This window comes from Glaciimonas sp. PAMC28666, assembly GCF_016917355.1.
Taxonomy (GTDB): domain Bacteria; phylum Pseudomonadota; class Gammaproteobacteria; order Burkholderiales; family Burkholderiaceae_D; genus Glaciimonas.
The window spans coordinates 5,200,906-5,217,024 of the sequence record NZ_CP070304.1 but is presented as its reverse complement, the minus strand read 5'-3'; the positions used below and the strand labels follow the sequence as shown (position 1 = coordinate 5,217,024).

The following is a 16,119-nucleotide window of genomic DNA, read 5'->3' as shown; positions in this document are numbered from 1 at the left end:
CTCTAATGATGCGATAGTGGCAAGATCTAAACGAAAAAAACTATTATTTCTAGTTCCTAGGAGACAAATATGCAGCGCTTGTATAAATCACTTTTTGGTCAGGTCGTCATCGGCCTGGTGCTCGGCATCATCGTTGGGGTGTTGTATCCCAAGTTTGGCGAAAGTATGAAACCGCTTGGGGATGGCTTCATTAAGCTGGTCAAAATGATCATTCCCATGATTGTGTTCTGTGTCGTGGTGCAAGGTATTTACGGGGCCGGCGAACTGAAAAAGGTCGGACGGGTAGGGCTGAAGGCGTTGATTTATTTTGAGGCGGTGACGTTTATAGCGCTGGCATTGGGTTTATTGCTAGCGTTTGTTTTCCATCCTGGCGCGGGAATGAATATTGATGTGGGATCGCTGGACGCCACGTCACTAGGAACCTACGTTCAAACTGCGAATAAAGTAAGGGGTGCGGGCTTCGGTGATTTTGTGATGAAAATCATTCCTGATACGGTGGTCAGCGCGTTCACGTCCGGTGACGTATTACAAGTGCTGCTGTTTTCCATTATTTTTGGTTGCGCCTTATCGTTGATTGGCGAAAAAGCCGCGCCGCTCGTCACGATCGTCTACAGCATGTCTGCCGCATTTTTTAAGTGCATGTCATTCATCATCAAGCTGGCCCCGCTGGGAGTGTTTGGTGCAATCGCTTTTACCGTAGGTAAATATGGCATTGGCTCGTTAGAGCAGCTCGGCTATCTGGTCGCGCTCTTTTACGTTGCGGTTGTGATATTTGTGTTTGCCATTCTGGGGACGATCCTGCGACTCACGGGATTCAGTATTTTTAAACTGATTAAATATCTACGTGAAGAGTTGATGGTAGTTTTGGCCACTGCATCCTCGGATGCAGTGCTGCCGCAGATTATGAAAAAGCTGGAATACATGGGCATCAAAGATTCGACCGTCGGATTGGTTATTCCGACTGGTTATTCATTTAATCTGGACGCGTTTTCGATTTATCTGACCCTCGCGGCGGTCTTTATTGCTCAGGCAACCAATACCCACCTGGCGTTCACGGACTTATTGGCCATTTTGGCGGTAGCCTTGATTACGTCAAAAGGGGCCCACGGCGTACCTGGCTCAGCGATTGTGATTCTTGCGGCGACATTGTCTGCGATTCCTGCTATTCCGGTGGTCGGTCTGGTGCTGGTACTCTCAGTCGACTGGTTTATGGGTATTGCCCGCGCATTAGGTAATTTGCTAGGTAATTGTGTCGCCACGGTGGTTGTGGCGGTATGGGAAAAAGATATTGATAGAGCCCGGGCGCATGCGGTATTAAACGGTGACCTGGCAGCGATCAAGGCCTACGACGAGCAAAAAAATCGCGATAATTTGGTTGAGGAGGGGAGAACTCCGGCTAATTTGCATTTGCGTGCCGAGCACTAAACAAAGTAGCGAAGCTGTAAAAAAGCGCCTGCGTTCAAAAATATGTCTGTCGAATCACGTTTCCGGTGATTTCGGCGGACGGCGTTTTGGGCTGGCAAACTATTTTCTAGTACAATTTCCGACTTTGCATCACTTTTGCGCTTTTAAGGTCAAGTCACATCATGAACATGCCTTCGAGCCCAGTCATTTCCGATAGTTCGGATGAAATCGCCGCAGATATTGCAATGGCGATCGCAGAGCAGCGGCTCCCGCCCGGAACAAAATTGCGTGAAGAAGCACTAGCAAAGCTGTATTCAGTCAGTCGCACCAAGATTCGTGCCGCCCTGGTCATGCTCGCCAAAGACAAGTTGATAGACTTGGTACCGGACAAAGGTGCGTTTGTCAGTCAACCCACCGAAGAAGAGGCGCGCCAGCTGTTTTTCGTGCGACGCATTCTTGAGGAGGCGATGGTACGTGAATTCGTGGCAAAGGCCGGACCGGATAACTACCTGGAGATCGACCGGCATCTAGAGCAAGAGCGCGACGCGCTATCGAAGGAAAATCCGCAGACTCGGTCCAAGCTATTGAGTGATTTTCATATTCTGTTGGCAAAGACGGTAGGCAATCAGCTTCTTACCGATATTTTGGTGAAGCTGGCAGGTCGAAGTTCACTCATTACCATGTTATATCAGTCCACGCGGGATGCAGTTTGTTCATCAGATGAACATCTGGCTTTTATTGCGGCGGCCAAAGCAGGCGACGTTGAAAAAGCGGTGCAATTAATGAAGCACCACCTTCACCATGTTGAGTCGGCCTTGCAATTCGAGAGACAGCCGGAAAGTGATAAAAAGGATTTTATCAAGGCGCTTCTGGCTTAGAGAACGTGGCGAAAGTGACTATCGACTGGCGCTTCGTGGATTTATTCTGCGCTCGCTGCCGTCGTGGCAATTCAGACCCCACATCCGGCACGGGAACGACATTAGACGGCAGCACGCCGCTGATTCTTAAAAAAATCCCACAACATCTGCGTTGCGTCGGGACCTTCACATGCGTTATATCGTAACGAGCAGTCGCCACCGCTCCATGCATGCCCCAAAGCGGGAATTTCACAGACTCTGATCAAACAATGTTCTGCCTGATAGTATTCCTGCATGGTGTAAGAGCTGTGCGGATTTTTGCTATCGGGCTCACTTGCGGCCATCGTGGTAATGCGGACTTTGGTGCCTTCATCTACCCTGTTCAAGGCTTTAAATTGTTGCGTCAGTTGCACCGTGTTAATAGGGCGTACAACATTGTCCTGTAAACCCTGAATGAGCATCACCGGCATTGTAGGAAACACCGGATATTTCTGAGCGATATTTGCAATAGTGTCAGGAAGACTTTTAAGCGCGCCCCGTTGCATCACGCCGTAAGCGCCGATGATCGAGTGCCCAGCGCCGAAAACCGTGCCAGAATGGACGCCCAGCGCCGTAATCAAATGCGGATAATTGACCGCGACGATCGATGCCATCGTCGCCCCGGCAGACAGACCCGCTATATATATGCGCGTTTTGTCGATTGGATGTTTATCAGCCACAACGTTGATAATGGCAGCAATGCGTTTAGCATCGCCACCCCCCGCCTGCGTTTCGCGACTATACCAATTCCAACAACGCTTGATATGCGAGCTGTAAGATTGCTGTGGATATAACACAGCGAAGCCCTGTTTCTCGGCTAATTGATTCATTCGGGTACCGCGTACAAAGTCGTCGACATTTTGGTTACAGCCATGCAGCATGACGACTAAAGGAAGTGCAGCTGAGGAAGCGCCTGCACTGGCTGGTAAATACAGCCAATACTGCATACGTCGGCGCGCAGTCGTAGCGCCTTCCTTGGTAGACAGGTAATAAAAAGGCAGCCAGCGCCCGGGTAATTCTGCGTTTGTGTTTGCTGGCACCTTCTGCGGGCCTTTGACCCCTGTTTTGCTCGCGGCAGGCGTTCTTATCTTCCGTTTCGCAACAGGAGCGCCAGTCTTGAAGGCCGGCTTAGCGGGTTTGCGCTTTAATGGGGCGGGTGGCGCAAGGAGCGTCTTGACCAATTTTTTACTTTGGCTTTGTTGCGCTTTGCTGATTTTCTTAACGCTGCGCAACCATAATCTGCTGAGAGCTTTTAGCATAGTAGATTGACCGAATAAAAGAGCTTTTAGTGTAATGGATTTGCGGGGGCGCCGTTACTTGTGCAAATTCAAGCGTCTCCCGTCGGCTAAATAGTCAGCGAAAGTTACTTTTTCCATGGCGCAACCCCAAGCGCCGTATCGACAATGGTTTGCGCTTCCTCAATGATTTGCTGTAGATGGTCGTTCCCCCGAAAGCTTTCTGCGTAAATTTTGTAGATTTCCTCGGTGCCAGAGGGGCGCGCAGCAAACCAACCGTTTTCTGTGCAAACCTTCAAGCCACCGATTGCTGCGTTATTGCCGGGCGCCTGGGTCAGGATGCTAGTGATTTTTTCTCCAGCCAGGTCCGTCGAGTGGATTTGTTGCGGGGAAAGCGCTGCCAGTGCAGTTTTTTGCGCTGAGCTAGCAGGCGCTTCGATCCGGTCAGCCACCGGGTCCCCGAATTGCTCGGCCAGCTTTTGATAGGCTTGTGCAGGATCGTTGCCGGTTCGCGCGGTTATTTCAGCTGCCAGCAATGCTGGTGTCAGACCGTCCTTATCTGTGCTCCAGACGCCACCATCGAGACGCAAAAAGGAAGCCCCTGCGCTTTCTTCGCCACCAAAGCCAAGAGAACCATCAAAAAGACCGTCGACAAACCACTTAAAGCCGACTGGTACCTCAACCATCCGGCGGCCAAGTGAATTACATACGCGATCAATCATTTGACTGCTTACCACCGTTTTTCCCACCCCGGTCTCCTGCCGCCATTGAGGGCGATGCCGGAACAGGTAATCGATCGCAACCGCCAAATAATGATTTGGCGGCATCAAACCATGCGAACGGGTAACTATTCCGTGCCGATCATGATCGGTATCGCAAGCAAAAGCGACATCAAAGCGATCCTTGATATCGATCAGACGCTGCATGGCGTACGGTGACGACGGGTCCATGCGAATCTTTCCGTCCCAATCAAGCGTCATGAAACTGAAGGTGGGGTCCACTGTCTCACTCACCACCGTCAGGTTGATGCGGTAATGTTCGGCGATGTGCGGCCAGTAATGCACTCCGGCGCCGCCAAGTGGGTCGACGCCGACGCGAACATTGGAATAACGTATTACGTCCATGTCGATGACGTTACCCAGGTCGGCGATGTACTGATGAAGGTAGTCGTAGCGATGGGTAGTAGGAGCGAATAACGCTTTCTCAAAAGTCATGCGTCGCACGCCCTGCAAACCGGCTTTCATAAGGTCGTTAGCGGATGCTTGTATCCAATTGGTAACGTTGGTATCGGCCGGTCCGCCATTCGGTGGATTGTATTTAAAGCCCCCGTTATCGGGAGGATTATGGGACGGCGTGACAACGATGCCGTCAGCGAGACCGGTTGTGCGACCGCGGTTATAGGTCAGTATCGCGTGCGAAACAGCCGGGGTCGGCGTGTATTCATCGCCGTCAGCAAGCATAACGTCCACACCATTCGCAGCTAGCACCTCCAGGGCGCTGGCTGCAGCGGGAACAGAAAGCGCATGTGTATCGATCCCGAGAAATAGCGGCCCGTTGATGTTCTGTTGCTTGCGGTACTGGCAAATGGCTTGCGTGATCGCCAGTACATGCCATTCATTGAAAGTGTTTTGTAAGGAAGAGCCTCGATGGCCGGAGGTGCCAAAGGCAACTTGCTGTGCGACCTCGTGAGGATCAGGGCAGTTGCTGTAATACGCTGTGATCAGTCTAGGTATGCTAACTAGCGAGTCAGGCGGGGCTAGCTTGCCGGCAAGAGGACTAATATTCATGATGCTATCCTGTATTGAGAGGGTTGCAGACCCTTACGCTCTTCGTAGGCTGGCGCGCAGGGAAGTATCCGCCATACTATATTGCATTTTTAGTAACGAGTTTGAAAAGTATCCTGCACTTGTTTTGTGGGGCGGCGATCATTGCGGTCTTACATATATTTCGGCCTATATATTCGGCCTCTATATATACGCAAGTCGGCGGCACGCACTAAGGCCGACATGCATTGTTAAGAACGTATGTAATCGAAGTAGACGCCGCCTGGCAAAAACAGTTCAAGAGGGTTGGAGTGCCGGTTGCGATAACGTCATTTATTCGGTCCCATTTGCTTAACGGAGGCCCTCGCGATTTGGGTTTTATATCTGACCCTGACAAGCGTAAAAACGGATGACATTTACTCTTTTCAAAAATCTTTAAAAATTGTTATAAAAGCGCTTGCCAGCTTAGAGATGTGTTGCTATAGTTCGGCCTCTGTTGAAAACGACGCGAAATACACGAAACAGCGCAAGCGGTTTTGAGGGCGAAGTGGACGATAGAACGAGGTTGTAAAGTGGGGTGTTTTGAGTGGTAGAAGGAGTTGATTTGGTTTTAAATTGTTGAAAAAAATGATTTAAAAAGAAGTTGACGAAAAGCTCGAAACGCTACATAATCTCATCTCTCTGCTGCTGACAAACAAAACGATTTGTTGGTGCTGCGAACACTACGGTGTGGCGCAAAACAGAGACAGTTCTTTAACAATTAACAGCCGATAAGTGTGGGCGTTTAATGAAAGTGCAGCGGCAATGACTTCGGTCATTGGCGTATAACTTAAAACATTAAATGTTCACAAAAGAAGAAAAATAGGATATTTCGCAGAGTCAAATCTGAGAAGTAGCCTGTCAGTATTTTGAGTGAGCGATAGCAGCGATGCTAGGCAGCAATGCCACAAAACAGAGATTAAACTGAAGAGTTTGATCCTGGCTCAGATTGAACGCTGGCGGCATGCCTTACACATGCAAGTCGAACGGTAACAGGGAGCTTGCTCCGCTGACGAGTGGCGAACGGGTGAGTAATATATCGGAACGTGCCTGGTAATGGGGGACAACTAGTCGAAAGATTAGCTAATACCGCATACGCCCTACGGGGGAAAGAGGGGGATTCGCAAGAACCTCTCGTTATCAGAGCGGCCGATATCTGATTAGCTAGTTGGTGAGGTAAAGGCTCACCAAGGCTTCGATCAGTAGCTGGTCTGAGAGGACGACCAGCCACACTGGGACTGAGACACGGCCCAGACTCCTACGGGAGGCAGCAGTGGGGAATTTTGGACAATGGGCGCAAGCCTGATCCAGCAATGCCGCGTGAGTGAAGAAGGCCTTCGGGTTGTAAAGCTCTTTTGTCAGGGAAGAAACGGTCTTGGTTAATACCTGGGGCTAATGACGGTACCTGAAGAATAAGCACCGGCTAACTACGTGCCAGCAGCCGCGGTAATACGTAGGGTGCAAGCGTTAATCGGAATTACTGGGCGTAAAGCGTGCGCAGGCGGTTTTTTAAGACAGGTGTGAAATCCCCGGGCTTAACCTGGGAATGGCATTTGTGACTGGAAGGCTAGAGTGTGTCAGAGGGGGGTAGAATTCCACGTGTAGCAGTGAAATGCGTAGAGATGTGGAGGAATACCGATGGCGAAGGCAGCCCCCTGGGATAACACTGACGCTCATGCACGAAAGCGTGGGGAGCAAACAGGATTAGATACCCTGGTAGTCCACGCCCTAAACGATGTCTACTAGTTGTCGGGTCTTAATTGACTTGGTAACGCAGCTAACGCGTGAAGTAGACCGCCTGGGGAGTACGGTCGCAAGATTAAAACTCAAAGGAATTGACGGGGACCCGCACAAGCGGTGGATGATGTGGATTAATTCGATGCAACGCGAAAAACCTTACCTACCCTTGACATGGCTGGAATCCTTGAGAGATCAGGGAGTGCTTGAAAGAGAACCAGTACACAGGTGCTGCATGGCTGTCGTCAGCTCGTGTCGTGAGATGTTGGGTTAAGTCCCGCAACGAGCGCAACCCTTGTCATTAGTTGCTACGAAAGGGCACTCTAATGAGACTGCCGGTGACAAACCGGAGGAAGGTGGGGATGACGTCAAGTCCTCATGGCCCTTATGGGTAGGGCTTCACACGTCATACAATGGTACATACAGAGGGCCGCCAACCCGCGAGGGGGAGCTAATCCCAGAAAGTGTATCGTAGTCCGGATTGTAGTCTGCAACTCGACTACATGAAGTTGGAATCGCTAGTAATCGCGGATCAGCATGTCGCGGTGAATACGTTCCCGGGTCTTGTACACACCGCCCGTCACACCATGGGAGCGGGTTTCACCAGAAGTAGGTAGCCTAACCGTAAGGAGGGCGCTTACCACGGTGGGATTCGTGACTGGGGTGAAGTCGTAACAAGGTAGCCGTATCGGAAGGTGCGGCTGGATCACCTCCTTTCTAGAGTTTGCACGGACATTAAGCGTCCACACTTATCGGTGTGTTAGTTAGAAGAAGAACAGTCATCATTAGGTAGGTGCTAATCAGGACGGGTCTGTAGCTCAGTTGGTTAGAGCACCGTGTTGATAACGCGGGGGTCGTTGGTTCGAGCCCAACCAGACCCACCACGTGATAGATGTACGATTTATGGGGGCTTAGCTCAGCTGGGAGAGCACCTGCTTTGCAAGCAGGGGGTCATCGGTTCGATCCCGTTAGCCTCCACCATATTTACGTTTGACCCGGCACAACGCAGGGGCAATCAGTAGAAGTAAAAATCAAACCTAAGTCAGTATTTCATGCGCGTTATAGGGTGAAATAAAAAGGGATTTAGGTTTGATCTTTAGACGATCATTGGCTGTTTGTTCTTTAACAATTTAGAAGAAGTAAAGAATTCGTCCGCAGTGCGACAGCATTGTGGATGGGTATGATTGTATCAAATCAAAAAAGTATTAAAGAGTTCTCAAAAGAGTCTGCGCTAGTAATAGTTGCAGACAAATGCGAAAACACTTTGGATACGGCAAACGCTAAAGTAATACTCATAAGTAATAATACTATGACCGGTTTTTAAGCGTGAACGCGTTTAGAAGCTAACGTTATAGGGACAAGTGAATAAGTGCACATGGTGGATGCCTTGGCGATTACAGGCGATGAAGGACGTAGTAGCTTGCGATAAGCTGCGGGGAGCCAGCAAACAGGCTTTGATCCGCAGATTTCCGAATGGGGAAACCCACCCTTTATGGGTATTGCAACCTGAATACATAGGGTTGCAAGGCGAACGTGGCGAACTGAAACATCTAAGTAGCTACAGGAAAAGAAATCAACCGAGATTCCCAGAGTAGTGGCGAGCGAAATGGGAACAGCCTGCACGATTTAGCATCAGCGATAATGGAACACTCTGGAAATAGTGGCCATAGAGGGTGATAGCCCCTTACATGAAATCGGTGGTGTGGAACTAAGTGTGCGACAAGTAGGGCGGGACACGTGTAATCCTGTCTGAACATGGGGGGACCATCCTCCAAGGCTAAATACTCGTAATCGACCGATAGTGAACCAGTACCGTGAGGGAAAGGCGAAAAGAACCCCGGAAGGGGAGTGAAATAGATCCTGAAACCGTGTGCATACAAACAGTAGGAGCGGACTTGTTCCGTGACTGCGTACCTTTTGTATAATGGGTCAGCGACTTACATTCAGTGGCAAGCTTAACCGTATAGGGAAGGCGTAGAGAAATCGAGTCCGAATAGGGCGTTCAGTCGCTGGGTGTAGACCCGAAACCAAGTGATCTACTCATGGCCAGGATGAAGGTGCGGTAACACGCACTGGAGGTCCGAACCCACTAATGTTGAAAAATTAGGGGATGAGCTGTGGGTAGGGGTGAAAGGCTAAACAAACTTGGAAATAGCTGGTTCTCTCCGAAAACTATTTAGGTAGTGCCTCAAGTATCACCATCGGGGGTAGAGCACTGTTATGGCTAGGGGTTCATTGCGAATTACCAACCCATTGCAAACTCCGAATACCGATGAGTGCGAGCTTGGGAGACAGACGCCGGGTGCTAACGTCCGACGTCAAGAGGGAAACAACCCAGACCGCCAGCTAAGGTCCCAAAGATTGGCTAAGTGGCAAACGAAGTGGGAAGGCTAAAACAGTCAGGAGGTTGGCTTAGAAGCAGCCATCCTTTAAAGAAAGCGTAATAGCTCACTGATCGAGTCGTCCTGCGCGGAAGATGTAACGGGGCTAAGCCAGTCACCGAAGCTGCGGATATCAATTTATTGATATGGTAGGAGAGCGTTCTGTAAGCCTGCGAAGGTGTCTTGTAAAGGATGCTGGAGGTATCAGAAGTGCGAATGCTGACATGAGTAGCGATAATGGGGGTGAAAAGCCTCCACGCCGTAAGCCCAAGGTTTCCTGTTCAACGTTCATCGGAGCAGGGTGAGTCGGCCCCTAAGGCGAGGCAGAGATGCGTAGCTGATGGGAAGCAGGTTAATATTCCTGCACCGTCGTGTGATGCGATGGGGGGACGGATCGCGGAAGGTTGTCCGACTGTTGGAATAGTCGGTTTTTGGCTCAGAGAAGGCTGTTAGGCAAATCCGGCAGCGTAATTCAAGGGGTTGAGACGAGCGAATTTATTCGTGAAGCAATCGGAAGTGGTTCCAAGAAAAGCCTCTAAGCTTCAGTCACACGAGACCGTACCGCAAACCGACACAGGTGGGCGAGATGAGTATTCTAAGGCGCTTGAGAGAACTCGGGAGAAGGAACTCGGCAAATTTGTACCGTAACTTCGGGATAAGGTACGCCCCGGTAGCTTGACTGGCTCGCGCCAGAAGGGTGAAAGGGCTGCAATAAAAAGGTGGCTGCGACTGTTTAATAAAAACACAGCACTATGCAAACACGAAAGTGGACGTATATGGTGTGACTCCTGCCCGGTGCTGGAAGATTAAATGATGGGGTGCAAGCTCTTGATTGAAGTCCCAGTAAACGGCGGCCGTAACTATAACGGTCCTAAGGTAGCGAAATTCCTTGTCGGGTAAGTTCCGACCTGCACGAATGGAGTAACGATGGCCACACTGTCTCCTCCCGAGACTCAGCGAAGTTGAAATGTTTGTGATGATGCAATCTACCCGCGGCTAGACGGAAAGACCCCATGAACCTTTACTGTAGCTTTGCATTGAATTTTGAACCAATCTGTGTAGGATAGGTGGGAGGCTTTGAAGCGTGAACGCTAGTTTGCGTGGAGCCAACCTTGAAATACCACCCTGGTTTGTTTGAGATTCTAACCTTGGTCCGTTATCCGGATCGGGGACAGTGCATGGTAGGCAGTTTGACTGGGGCGGTCTCCTCCCAAAGTGTAACGGAGGAGTTCGAAGGTACGCTAGGCACGGTCGGACATCGTGCTGTTAGTGCAATGGCATAAGCGTGCTTAACTGCGAGACTGACAAGTCGAGCAGGTACGAAAGTAGGACATAGTGATCCGGTGGTTCTGTATGGAAGGGCCATCGCTCAACGGATAAAAGGTACTCTGGGGATAACAGGCTGATTCCTCCCAAGAGTTCATATCGACGGGGGAGTTTGGCACCTCGATGTCGGCTCATCACATCCTGGGGCTGTAGCCGGTCCCAAGGGTATGGCTGTTCGCCATTTAAAGTGGTACGTGAGCTGGGTTTAAAACGTCGTGAGACAGTTTGGTCCCTATCTGCCGTGGGCGTTGGAAATTTGAAGGGGGCTGCTCCTAGTACGAGAGGACCGGAGTGGACGAACCTCTGGTGTACCGGTTGTCACGCCAGTGGCATTGCCGGGTAGCTAAGTTCGGAAGAGATAACCGCTGAAAGCATCTAAGCGGGAAACTTGCCTTGAGATGATATTTCCCGGGAACTAGATTCCCCTAAAGGGTCGTTCGAGACCAGGACGTTGATAGGCTGGGTGTGGAAGCGTAGTAATACGTTAAGCTAACCAGTACTAATTGCCCGTGAGGCTTGTCCCTATAACCTTAGCAGGTTGTGGGTAAGCTAATGAGATATGTGTTTGCCTGAAAAGTGCAATCATACCCAGTGCGGTGCCGACATACCCTTGTCAGCATCGCACAAGAAACAAGACCTTTACTTCTTCTAGATTGCGTTGTTTGTTGCCCTATTGGGAACAAATGACACTACAGTTTATGCCTGATGACCATAGCGAGTTGGTACCACCCCTTCCCATCCCGAACAGGACCGTGAAACGACTTTGCGCCGATGATAGTGCTGCAACCAGTGTGAAAGTAGGTCATCGTCAGGCTCTTATTAGAAAACCCTCTCCGAGAAATCGGGGAGGGTTTTTGCTTGGTGGAATCGATTTAGCACTTATACTGCGGCACGGCACGGCACAGCACAGCACAGCACCCGCCAGCACAGCACAGTACCCGCCAGCACAGCATCCCCTAGAACGCTACCCATCCGGCGGATCGGAATATCGCACAGCAATATTAAAATCATCAAAGATGTCATCAAAAGATAGGCCGTCCTTGAGCACGTCAAGAAACGCTTACCGAGATTCGGAATGATGATGTCCGCCTATAACAAGGGGACATCTATCGAAGACAGTCACTCGGAATTATCGGGCGCTCTGATCATCAAGCGCTTATGGATGATCGTTGTCACTATGATCGTTGGGCCGTATCGGCCACACTAAGTGGCTGGACGCGTCGTGATGGTGAACTCCCCCTACAATGCGCAGTGTACTGAGAGAGCAACGCGGGATCACCGTGCACTCTTTTTTATCATGTGTCTGGGAGACGGTCGGTATCATTAAGATCGCTTAAGCCCGGTGCGAATGGGGAGGCGCTCTTATGTAGCCTGACATTAGTTGATAAATTGGGATATCAGCGCCAGTATAGTGACGCATCAATGAAACTGGGCGCAAACCGGTAATCGCTTCTGCGTTTATCCTCGTTTTTTACCGGGGACGCCGCAGGATTCGCGAAGGTTCAGCACTGTGTAGCAGATTTTCGAACGCCATTGAAAAGTGATGTTCACCACTTTTACGTTAGCGATAAGCCGCAAGCGGGTCATATGGAATAGCTGCGCTAGACTTGTTATCGACATCAACTGGCAATTTTTCCTCGGCCGACTGCATCCAGTGGCCTAATGTAAGTTGCCAGCCCTTAGGAGACTGCAACCATTGCGCATGCACATAATGTTGTCCTTCCCGGTTTAGTTCCCAGCTACCAGCCTGCCAGGCGTACCAACCTTCCACGTATTGCCACATGCCCGGTATCCAGATTAAGCCGGTGCGCGGGGTCGGAGTTGGCTCTAATTTTGGAGGAGGGGGCGCATTTTTGACAACCATATCTGCGTTCGAATGATATTTTTCCGGTAACGAATACGTTGTGCAAAACTTACGAGCGATGATCGTTGCTACGCTAAGCGGAAGCTTCATGATGAACTCCAGAACTGGTTTGGGTCCTTGAATTATACGAAGCAAAGTTGCGGGAAGTATGTCTGGTATCTTTCGTTACATTTCTCTTTGTACAGTTACACGAGGTTACTCTTTCGCGCATTCTGCCTGTGCATTCTGCTTTGGTGCTGAATGATATAAATTGCGGCCCGGAATTTTGGTCCGCTTTAAATTAACTTTACTGCGAACCAACTCGCTCCTTTACCGATAAGCGTTCCTCGCGCCACCGCTTGCGGGATCGGGCCATCCGCTTGATGGCAAGACGCGCCATTTTGAGCCACCCAAGAGGCCGAGGATCCACCAGCATGCTCAGCGCTCGCGCATAATCCAGTGTCAGCCCCGGCGTCCATGCCATGGTTCTGGCTCGTTTGCGAATTTGTGCAGCAACCCACAATTCTGGCGTGAACAGCATCCGCACCAACGGCGTCCAGCCTTGCTGAGGGCCATGTAAATGCCCGATTGCGCCTTCGACCGCAGCTTCCAGAGCACGTGAAACGGAGCTCGAGCAATTACGATAAGTGAGATTGTAAGTCGTATCTTTTTTATACTCTTCCCAAAATATGCGTAGCCTGTCCGGACTATAGTTACGTATTCTTACCTTGATGGTAGACCCGCACCAGGCGTCCGATTCGGTCTGATAATTCGGCTGGAATAAACCAGGTATATTGTTTTCATGGGTGGCTCTCAGCAGACGGCTGAAATCGTCGGGCGAGCGATCAATCTCGACGCCGGGGTAAAGGCTGATGTAGATCCCTTCCTGTGATTCAAGCGCGGCATGTCCCGTTGAGATAACGCCATTGGCGTCAACCGAAGCGATATAGCGATCAACGATTAATCGCCTTGAACCCGGCTGCTTTGATGACCCAACGGGCGTCCAGACGTGGACGGTAAGGGCGTGTTCACTTTCGGCTGGCGGTCCGTCCCAATCTAAAGGTGCGTCAACATCGCTTAATGATTTTCGATCCTGCCATTGAACGTCATTTAATTGCATGCGCATAACATGCCCGAAGGTAGTCGTCGGCAAACGATGTACGCGGTTAGCTAGTATCAGCATGCTCCATCCGCTAAAAAATAATCCAAGCCCGAGGCAATAAGGAACGGTTCCGACGTAATGGGTCGGGTAGGGCTGATAAAAGAAAACAGCCAGCAAAATTTCGATGGCACCACCTAAAAGTGCAGTCTGCCAGCGAGGATAACGGACCACCCAGGCTGAAAGAGACTGCAACAGACCATCTGTCAGAAATAAGGTGCCAAATATCATGGAAAGAATAAAATTGCCATGATGATGGCCGGCCAGGATAAGTATTGCAGCGAACAAAAAAGCGACGCCTTTCACATAGCGTAAAACTCGCTGCCCACCGATTCCAGTCCATGCTACTGCCAGTGTCGACAAACCGTCCACTATCAGTAACCAGGCAAAGAAAGTCACCGGAAAATACATGGCGTCGTCCAATGCATCGATAAAAACGACCAGACCTGCCGCTATCCAGAGCCAGCCGACAATCCTGAATGTGCGCCACCACTTACGCAGATAGTCGGCGCCTAACAGCAACATCGCGAGCCTCATCATATGGAGCAGGTCCTATTTTTTCGATTAAATAATTATTCTGCTAAAAGTTTTTTCGAAAAAAAATTAAGTGAAATTAAAACCCCATTTTTACTCACCGCTGCGAAAATTTCATACTAAAAAAGTGAGGATTAAACTGAGTTTGGAATGAAGATCATTGATGCAATGTTGCCGCGCTCGCGCTCTGCATAGTTGAAGAGTACTGCATTGTGCGCATGTTGGCGGGAGAAATCTCAGTTACGCAAATAAAAGCGTAGTCTATAAAAAACAACTGTATCTACAAATTTTTTGAACGCCTGAAGATATTTTAGAAGCCTATAGTCACCCGCAAGTGTGCAATTATCTCCCCACCAATCTGGCAAGAGAACGCGATCTGCACCATGGCCAGAGCCGATGGGAGACAATCTTGGGGAGTGCTTTCGAACTACAGAACGTCGCCATTACGCCTTCGTCCTTAACCAAGTTGGTAAGCCGAAATCGACCGCTAAGAATATTTCAATATGTTGTGAGCGGCTTGTGTCGGCGCACCTTAACGCCGTATAGTATTCAGGCGGTTGTTCCAAAACCATCCCCCAATCCTCGGCTGTTTGATGGCACGCGCCCAGTGAATTTTCTTTAGGGATCTCCAACATCGGAAATATTCGCATCAATTTATTTGACGTTTTTGCAAGCTTATTTGCAAGCTCCTTGCAACAATAAAGTCATATTCTGGTAGCTATTTGATCGCTTGCTTCTTCCTTTTGGATGGAGCGCGCTTTTTAAAATTATCTACTCTGCTCAATCAAAATCGTGCTTTGCTTTTTGGTCTCAGTGCCATTCACAGCAGGCCATATTAACCAACAGGTGAACACTGCGATGTTGCCATACGTAAGGTATTTCGATGAAGTTACATAACAAAGTGGCGATCGTCACGGGTGGACAACGCGGCATCGGCCTCGCAATTGCGCAGCGCTTTGTACGTGAAGGAGCGCATGTCGTTATAGCCGACATCGTTGATGCAACGGAACAAGTTTCCGCACCCTCAGCGGAGGGACATTCGCCCATGCAATTCGTGAAAACCGACGTCGGCTGTGAAAGTGAAGTAAAAAAACTCGCCCAAAGGGTATTGCGTTTGTATGGTCGTATTGACATCCTCATCAATAACGCAGGTGTTGAGTTTGCCAAACCGGTTACGTCAACCTCCGAGGAAGAATGGGACTGGCTGATGCGGGTAAACCTCAAGGGGGTCTTTCTTTGTTCAAAGGCAGTCATTCCCATAATGCGTAGCGGCGGTGGTGGTGTTATTGTCAACATTGCCTCCGAATTAGGGTTAGTGGGGGAGGCTGGGGTAGCCGCTTATTGTGCTTCAAAAGGCGGCGTGGTGATGTTAAGTAAGGCCATGGCGATCGATCATGGTCCTGAAAAAATTCGCATTAATTGCTTATGTCCAGGGCCGACAACCACCCAATTGCTGGAAGACGTTTTTGCGAGCAATCCCAACCCGGCGGCAATGCGCCGCACTTTCGAGGAGGAGACCGTCCTCAAGCGGCTTGGAACACCGGAAGAAATCGCTGCGGCGGCCGTTTTCCTTGCCAGCGACGAATCTTCGTTCATGGCTGGCGCAAATCTGGTGGTTGACGGAGGCTGGACAGCCAGATAAACGGAAATCTGATGCAATGACAGCGCACTGGCACCTATCAGATTAGTAGTCTCCGGCGCCACACCATGCGCTTCTTTCATAGAAGGGCATGGCCTCTATTATGCTGATTTCGGCGTGGTTGTATCAGCGCTACGCCGGATTACGCTTACAGATAGGGTAG

General features: G+C 50.0%; 9 protein-coding genes, 2 tRNA genes and 3 rRNA genes. 9 read left to right on the top strand and 5 right to left on the bottom strand.

Going from position 1 to position 16,119, the window contains the following annotated elements:
* The first annotated feature begins 69 nt into the window (after window positions 1-69).
* Window positions 70-1,425 (top strand): C4-dicarboxylate transporter DctA, encoded by a 1,356-nt coding sequence (locus JQN73_RS22325; RefSeq protein WP_205321076.1) that lies wholly within the window; start codon window positions 70-72, stop codon window positions 1,423-1,425.
* A gap of 167 nt (window positions 1,426-1,592) precedes the next feature.
* Entirely contained in the window at window positions 1,593-2,282 is a 690-nt protein-coding gene (locus JQN73_RS22320) for a GntR family transcriptional regulator (protein WP_370551380.1), read from the top strand.
* 101 nt (window positions 2,283-2,383) lie between these two features.
* Here JQN73_RS22320 and JQN73_RS22315 read toward each other — a convergent pair whose 3' ends face one another.
* Window positions 2,384-3,559 carry a PHB depolymerase family esterase gene (locus JQN73_RS22315; RefSeq protein ID WP_240162363.1) on the bottom strand — a complete coding sequence of 392 codons (1,176 nt, stop codon included), beginning with the start codon at window positions 3,557-3,559 and terminating at the stop codon, window positions 2,384-2,386.
* A gap of 104 nt (window positions 3,560-3,663) precedes the next feature.
* Entirely contained in the window at window positions 3,664-5,322 is a 1,659-nt protein-coding gene (gene pgm / locus JQN73_RS22310) for a phosphoglucomutase (alpha-D-glucose-1,6-bisphosphate-dependent) (RefSeq protein ID WP_205321074.1), read from the bottom strand.
* Between the two features lie 936 nt (window positions 5,323-6,258).
* Here pgm and JQN73_RS22305 point away from each other — a divergent pair.
* The 5 genes from JQN73_RS22305 to rrf all read left to right on the top strand — a co-directional run bounded on the left by JQN73_RS22305 (window position 6,259) and on the right by rrf (window position 11,595).
* Window positions 6,259-7,791, top strand: a 16S ribosomal RNA gene (locus tag JQN73_RS22305).
* Between the two features lie 90 nt (window positions 7,792-7,881).
* A tRNA-Ile gene (locus JQN73_RS22300) sits at window positions 7,882-7,958 on the top strand.
* 21 nt (window positions 7,959-7,979) lie between these two features.
* Window positions 7,980-8,055, top strand: a tRNA-Ala gene (locus JQN73_RS22295).
* A 374-nt stretch (window positions 8,056-8,429) separates the two neighbouring features.
* Window positions 8,430-11,305 (top strand): 23S ribosomal RNA (locus JQN73_RS22290).
* A 177-nt stretch (window positions 11,306-11,482) separates the two neighbouring features.
* A 5S ribosomal RNA gene (rrf, locus tag JQN73_RS22285) occupies window positions 11,483-11,595 on the top strand.
* Together the 16S, 23S and 5S rRNA genes with 2 tRNA genes alongside form the textbook arrangement of a ribosomal RNA operon.
* 65 nt (window positions 11,596-11,660) lie before the next feature.
* Here the strand turns inward: rrf and JQN73_RS22685 are convergent.
* Window positions 11,661-11,792: a hypothetical protein gene (locus tag JQN73_RS22685; RefSeq protein ID WP_255542196.1), complete on the bottom strand. Its 132-nt coding sequence runs from the start codon at window positions 11,790-11,792 to the stop codon at window positions 11,661-11,663.
* A 64-nt stretch (window positions 11,793-11,856) separates the two neighbouring features.
* Between JQN73_RS22685 and JQN73_RS22680 the strand changes: the two genes are divergently transcribed.
* A complete protein-coding gene (locus JQN73_RS22680) occupies window positions 11,857-11,988 on the top strand; it encodes a hypothetical protein (protein ID WP_255542195.1) in 132 nt (43 codons plus the stop codon).
* A 354-nt stretch (window positions 11,989-12,342) separates the two neighbouring features.
* On the opposite strand, the gene JQN73_RS22280 is transcribed toward JQN73_RS22680, so the two are convergent.
* Window positions 12,343-12,735 carry a hypothetical protein gene (locus tag JQN73_RS22280; RefSeq protein WP_205321073.1) on the bottom strand — a complete coding sequence of 131 codons (393 nt, stop codon included), beginning with the start codon at window positions 12,733-12,735 and terminating at the stop codon, window positions 12,343-12,345.
* A 196-nt stretch (window positions 12,736-12,931) separates the two neighbouring features.
* Entirely contained in the window at window positions 12,932-14,323 is a 1,392-nt protein-coding gene (locus JQN73_RS22275; protein ID WP_205321072.1) for an HdeD family acid-resistance protein, read from the bottom strand.
* 877 nt (window positions 14,324-15,200) lie between these two features.
* On the opposite strand from JQN73_RS22275, the gene JQN73_RS22270 reads away from it, so the two are divergent.
* On the top strand, window positions 15,201-15,959 hold the full coding sequence (locus tag JQN73_RS22270; RefSeq protein WP_205321071.1) for an SDR family NAD(P)-dependent oxidoreductase: 759 nt from the start codon (window positions 15,201-15,203) through the stop codon (window positions 15,957-15,959).
* The last annotated feature ends 160 nt before the right edge of the window (window positions 15,960-16,119 follow it).